This is a genomic window from Corallococcus sp. 4LFB (genome assembly GCF_046520365.1).
GTDB classification, from domain to species: Bacteria; Myxococcota; Myxococcia; order Myxococcales; family Myxococcaceae; genus Corallococcus; species Corallococcus caeni.
Window position 1 is genome coordinate 1 of record NZ_JBKGHJ010000567.1, and the last position, 4,840, is coordinate 4,840.

Sequence of the window (4,840 nt, forward strand, 5' to 3'; positions counted from 1 at the left end):
GTCCGCGCGGCGTCCCGCGCGCGGTGCCTGCTGGATGACGCGCACGCGCTCATCCAGCCGGCCATTGGCGGCTTCGCGGCCTTTGACGCGCTGCTGGCCTTCGCTCGCGACCACGCGGACGGCGTCTTGTGGGTCCTCACCCTCGACGCGTCGGTCTGGCCCCTGCTCAAGCGCGCCCGGGACGCGCGACCGCTGTTCGACGAGACGTACCTGCTGGGGGGCTGGAGCGAGTCGCAGATCGGGGCCCTGCTCCAGGAGCGCTGCGCGCGCGCGGCGCTCCTCCCGAGCTACGAGGACCTGCTGGAGCCGCTGCCGCCCAGCGCGGACGAGCAGGACCGGCAGGACGCGCTCCTGGCGAAGCGCACCGGCTATGAGCGGATGCTCTGGGACCACGTCGGCGGCAACCCCGCGCTCGCGCTGGAGGTCTGGCGCAGCTCGCTGGCGCAGGACGCCGCGGGCGTGGTGCACGTGCGCGCGCTGCAGGTGCCCGACCCCACGCTGCTGGAGAAGCTGCCGGATGCGTCCCTCTTCATCCTCCGGGCCGTCCTCCAGTTCGCCCCCATCAGCGCGGAGGCCGTGGCCCAGGCGACGCGGCTGCGGCCCGAGGAGGTCCTCCAGGACCTGCGCTTCGGCAGGGCCCAGGGCTTCTTCGAGGAACACCAGGGCGAGGTGCGGGTCGCCTGGCGCTGGCTGCGCGCCGCGACCCGCCTGCTCGAACGCCGCCACCTGTTGGTGACGCCATGAGGACGCTCCGGGGCGGCTTTCAAGGGCGGGCGCTGGCGGGCGTGGGGGCGTTGCTGGTGTCGCTGCCCGCGCGGGCGCAGGACGCCCCGGACGTCGGGCGGCTGGCCGAGTTCATCCGCTGGGGCGGGGTGGCGGCGTCCATCCCCGTCTTCATCGGGGCCCTGTTCCTCATCCGCCTGGTCGAGGACTCCGGCGACCGGCTGAGCGCGCGGTTCTCCAACCGGCGGCCTTCCATCCAGAAGGTCCAGACGACGGTCCGCTTCTTCATCTACGTCGCGACGATCGCGCTCGTCGCCAGCCTCAGCATCCGCCTGGACCCGACCGCGCTCACGGTCATCGGGGGCGCGCTCGCGTTCGCGGTGGGCTTCGCGCTGCGGGACCTGGTGGCGTCCTTCATCGCGGGCATCACCATCATGTTCGACCGCCCCTTCCAGGTGGGCGACCGGGTGTCCTACGGAGGCGAGTACGGGGACATCATCAAGATCGGGCTGAGGAGCGTCCGGATGAACACGCTGGACCACAACATCATCACCATCCCGAACAACAAGGTCTTCACCGACGTCACCTCCAGCGGCAACTACGGTGAGCTGGAGATGCAGGTCGCCATGGACTTCTACATCGGCGTGGATCAAGACGCGAAGCTCGCCGCGGAGATCATCCGCGAGGCCTGCCTGACCAGCCCCTACGTCTACCTGGACCAGTCCATCCCCGTCCTCGCGAAGCAGGTCATCCTCCAGGACTACGTCGCCGTCCACCTGAAGGCGCGCCCCTACGTCTTCGACTGCAAGTACGAAAAGCCCTTCGAGACCGACGTGCACTTCCGCGTGCTCCAGGCCTTCCGGGAGCGGGGCATCCAGCCCCCCGCGGTGCTCCACCGCTCCCTGGACGCCCCCCGGCCCGGGCAGGGCTGAGGGCGGACGGCCAGCAGGGGCCTCACGCCCACGCCGAGGCGGCAATCGCGGCGACAAGGACCGACAAATCCCGCCGGGCTGCAATCCGGTGCCTGCCTGCCCGGCCTCCTGACCCGGGGGTCGGGCCTTCGTGAGCGCCCCTCTTACCAATGGCAGACAGGTGGGGTAGCACCGGGCGCACGCCATGCTTCCTCCCCCGACGCCCGCGGACGAGCCGCGGCGCCTCCAGGCCCTGCGCTCGCTGTGTCTGCTGGACACGCCCGCGCATGAACGCTTCGACCGCATCGTGCGCGCCGCGGCGCACCTGTTCCGCGTGCCCATCGCGCTCGTGTCGCTCCTCGACGAGGACCGCCAGTGGTTCAAGGCCCGCCAGGGGCTGGCCGCCACCCAGACGCCGCGCGACGTGTCCTTCTGCGGCCACGCCATCCTCACCTCCTCCACCTTCGTGGTGCCGGACGCGCTGAAGGACGCGCGCTTCCACGACAACCCGCTGGTGCTGGGCGCCCCCTTCGTCCGCTTCTACGCGGGCCACCCCCTGCGCGCCGCGGACGGCAGCCGCGTGGGCACGCTGTGCCTCATCGACTCCCAGCCCCGGGACTTCTCCGGCGCGGACCTGGGCGCGCTCGCGGACCTGGCCGGCTGGGCGGAGGTGGAGCTCAACGCCCTGCACGAGCGCGAGGCCCGCATCGCGCTGACGCAGCAGGAGCGCTTCTTCGAGGTCTCCGTGGACATGCTCTGCATCGCCGCCATGGACGGCACCTTCCTGCGCCTGTCGCAGGCCTGGAGCCGCACCCTCGGCCTCTCCGAGGCGGAGCTCTACAGCACGTCCCTGGTGGACCTGGCCCTGGAGGAGGACCGCGCCGCCACCTCGCGGCACCTGGCCCGCGCGCGCGAGGGCGCCCCCGTCCTCCAGTTCGAGCACCGCGCCCGCTGCCAGGACGGCTCCTGGCGCTGGCTCCAGTGGAACGCCGTGCCGGACCCGGAGGAGGGGCTGCTCTACGCCGTCGCCCGGGACGTCACCCAGGCCCGCCTCCTGGAAGAGGAGCGCCAGCGCGTGGAGCGGATGAAGAACGAGTTCATCTCCACCGTGAGCCACGAATTGCGCACGCCGCTCACCTCCATCCGCGGCTCGCTGGGCCTGCTGTGCGGCGGCGTGGCCGGCCCGCTGGACGCGCAGGTGGCCCAGATGGTGGGCATCGCCCACAAGAACAGCGAACGGCTGCTGCGCCTCATCAACGACATCCTGGACCTGGAGAAGATGGAGTCCGGCCGGATGGATTTGCACCTGGCCCCCACGGAGGTGGCGCCGCTGCTGGCCCAGGCCCTCCAGGCCCACCAGGGCTACGCGGCCGAATACGGCGTGCGCCTGGAGGTCGTGGTGGACGCGCCCCACGCCCGCGCCCGCGTGGACGAGGACCGCTTAATCCAGGTGCTGGCCAACCTCCTCTCCAACGCCATCAAGTTCTCCCCCCAGGGCGAGCGCGTCACCCTGTCGCTCACCCGCGAGGCCGGCGCCCTTCGCGTGGACGTGCGGGACTACGGCCCCGGCATCCCGGAGGCCTTCCAGGCCCGCGTCTTCCAGAAGTTCGCCCAGGCGGACTCCTCGGACACCCGCAGGCGCCCCGGCACCGGCCTGGGCCTGAGCATCGCCCAGGGGCTGGTCGCCCGCATGGGCGGCACCCTGCGCTTCACCACCAGCCCCGGGGCGGGCACCCGCTTCTCCTTCGACCTGCCGGAGTGCGAACCCGGGCCGGACGCGGCCTGAGATCCACTCGCGCCCCGCTCCCGTAACCCCCCGATCCAAACCCCGCTTCCCGGAGCACTCCCTCCCATGGCGAAAATCGAGAAGGTCCTGCTCGTGGACGATGAGGACGACATCCGCACCATCGGGCAGCTGAGCCTGAGCCGCGTGGGGGGATGGCAGACGGTGCTCGCGTCCTCAGGGGCGGAGGCCCTGGAGAAGGCGGGCCAGGAGGGCCCGGACCTCATCCTCCTGGACGTGATGATGCCCGGCATGGACGGGCCCACCACGTTCGGCCGGCTGCGCGCCCAGCCCGCCACCGCGAACACGCCCATCATCTTCATGACCGCCAAGGTCCAGAAGCAGGAGGTGGCGCGCTACCTGGAGCTGGGCGCGGTGGGCGTCATCGGCAAGCCGTTCGACCCCATGACGCTGCCGCAGGAAATCCGCCGCCTGGTGCCTTGATGGAGCCCCGCCTGTCCAAACGCTCCGCCGCGCTGGCCGCGGGCGCCCTCGTGGTCCTGTGCGCCCTGTTCGTCCTGGGCCGCCCGGGCTCCACCGCCGACCACGACCACTACCGCACCCGGCTGCGGCAGCTGCGCGTGGCCACGGCGGAGCTGGAACAGGACGTGCTGCGTCAGCGCGTGGGCATGGCGGAGCTGCACGGCGCCTCCGACCGGGACTTCGACGCGCTGGCCGCCCGCGCCCGCAGTCTGCGCACGGCGCCGGACTTCCTCCCGGATGAGGGCATGCGGTCGCTCACCGCCTCCCTGGACGCGTACCTGCGCGTGCTGGAGGGCTCGCGCGGCCTGCTGGCGGCGGCCCGCGCGAAGGACCAGCAGCTGGCCGCCCTGCGCGAAGCCTTCCCCGGGCAGGTCGCCGCCACCGCCGCCCTGCTGCCCCCGGGCGCGACGCGCGAACAGGTGGAGGCGCTGGGCGTGGAGGTGCTCCTCGCCTCTCGCGCGCGGGGGGAGGCCCTGGCGCTCGCGTGGAGGCCTCGCTCGCGCTCCTGACCCGGGCGCTGGAGGGGCAGCCTGCCCACGCCGTGCTGGAGGGCCTGGCGGCCCGCGTGCGCGAATTGCTGGCGCTCCAGCGCTCCGCGGACGCGTCCTTCCAGGCGCTGCTGGACCACGGCGCCGCCGGCGAGGCCGAGCGCCTCATCACGACGTACCTCCAGCTCCAGGAGCAGGCCCAGTCCCGCGCGGAGCGCACGCGCGTCGTCCTCTTCGGCGTGTCGCTGCTGCTCGTGGGCTACGTCATCGTCGTGCTGGTGCGGCTGGCCCGGGCGTCCGCGGCGCTGGGGGAGCTCAACCGCGGGCTGGAGGAGCGCGTGGCGGAGCGCACCCGGGCCCTGTCCGCCGCGAGCGCGGAGGCGCGGGCCAGCGACGCGCGCAAGGCCGCCATCCTGGAGGCGTCGCCGGACGGCATCGTGGTGCTGGACGAG

The 4,840-nt window shown here is 72.8% G+C and carries 5 protein-coding genes and 1 pseudogene; all 6 read left to right on the plus strand.

Features of this window, described 5'->3' with window-relative positions; all coding sequences use genetic code 11:
- On the plus strand, positions 1 to 744 hold a 744-nt coding region (locus ACLEQD_RS36950; RefSeq protein WP_410390588.1), incomplete at its 5' end, for a hypothetical protein.
- Positions 741 to 1,655 carry a mechanosensitive ion channel family protein gene (locus ACLEQD_RS36955; RefSeq protein WP_410390589.1) on the plus strand — a complete coding sequence of 305 codons (915 nt, stop codon included), beginning with the start codon at positions 741 to 743 and terminating at the stop codon, positions 1,653 to 1,655. The genes ACLEQD_RS36950 and ACLEQD_RS36955, both read left to right, overlap by 4 nt.
- 184 nt (positions 1,656 to 1,839) lie before the next feature.
- Complete coding sequence (locus ACLEQD_RS36960) at positions 1,840 to 3,420, plus strand: ATP-binding protein (protein WP_410390590.1); 1,581 nt, start codon at positions 1,840 to 1,842, stop codon at positions 3,418 to 3,420.
- Positions 3,421 to 3,486: 66 nt separating this feature from the next.
- Positions 3,487 to 3,861, plus strand: coding sequence for a response regulator (locus tag ACLEQD_RS36965; RefSeq protein WP_410390591.1), 375 nt, complete (start codon positions 3,487 to 3,489; stop codon positions 3,859 to 3,861).
- Positions 3,861 to 4,409: a DAHL domain-containing protein gene (locus tag ACLEQD_RS36970; protein ID WP_410390592.1), complete on the plus strand. Its 549-nt coding sequence runs from the start codon at positions 3,861 to 3,863 to the stop codon at positions 4,407 to 4,409. The genes ACLEQD_RS36965 and ACLEQD_RS36970 overlap by 1 nt, the downstream gene beginning before the upstream one ends.
- Positions 4,385 to 4,840, plus strand: a pseudogene (locus tag ACLEQD_RS36975) (hybrid sensor histidine kinase/response regulator); the annotation flags it as partial. The gene ACLEQD_RS36970 and the pseudogene ACLEQD_RS36975, both read left to right, overlap by 25 nt.

What these genes read in the sequence shown, in the direction of transcription:
- ACLEQD_RS36955 (WP_410390589.1), top strand. Translation starts at nt 741, where the DNA reads ATGAGGACGCTCCGGGGCGGCTTTCAAGGGCGGGCGCTGGCGGGCGTG.
- ACLEQD_RS36960 (WP_410390590.1), top strand. Translation starts at nt 1,840, where the DNA reads ATGCTTCCTCCCCCGACGCCCGCGGACGAGCCGCGGCGCCTCCAGGCC.
- ACLEQD_RS36965 (WP_410390591.1), top strand. Translation starts at nt 3,487, where the DNA reads ATGGCGAAAATCGAGAAGGTCCTGCTCGTGGACGATGAGGACGACATC.
- ACLEQD_RS36970 (WP_410390592.1), top strand. Translation starts at nt 3,861, where the DNA reads ATGGAGCCCCGCCTGTCCAAACGCTCCGCCGCGCTGGCCGCGGGCGCC.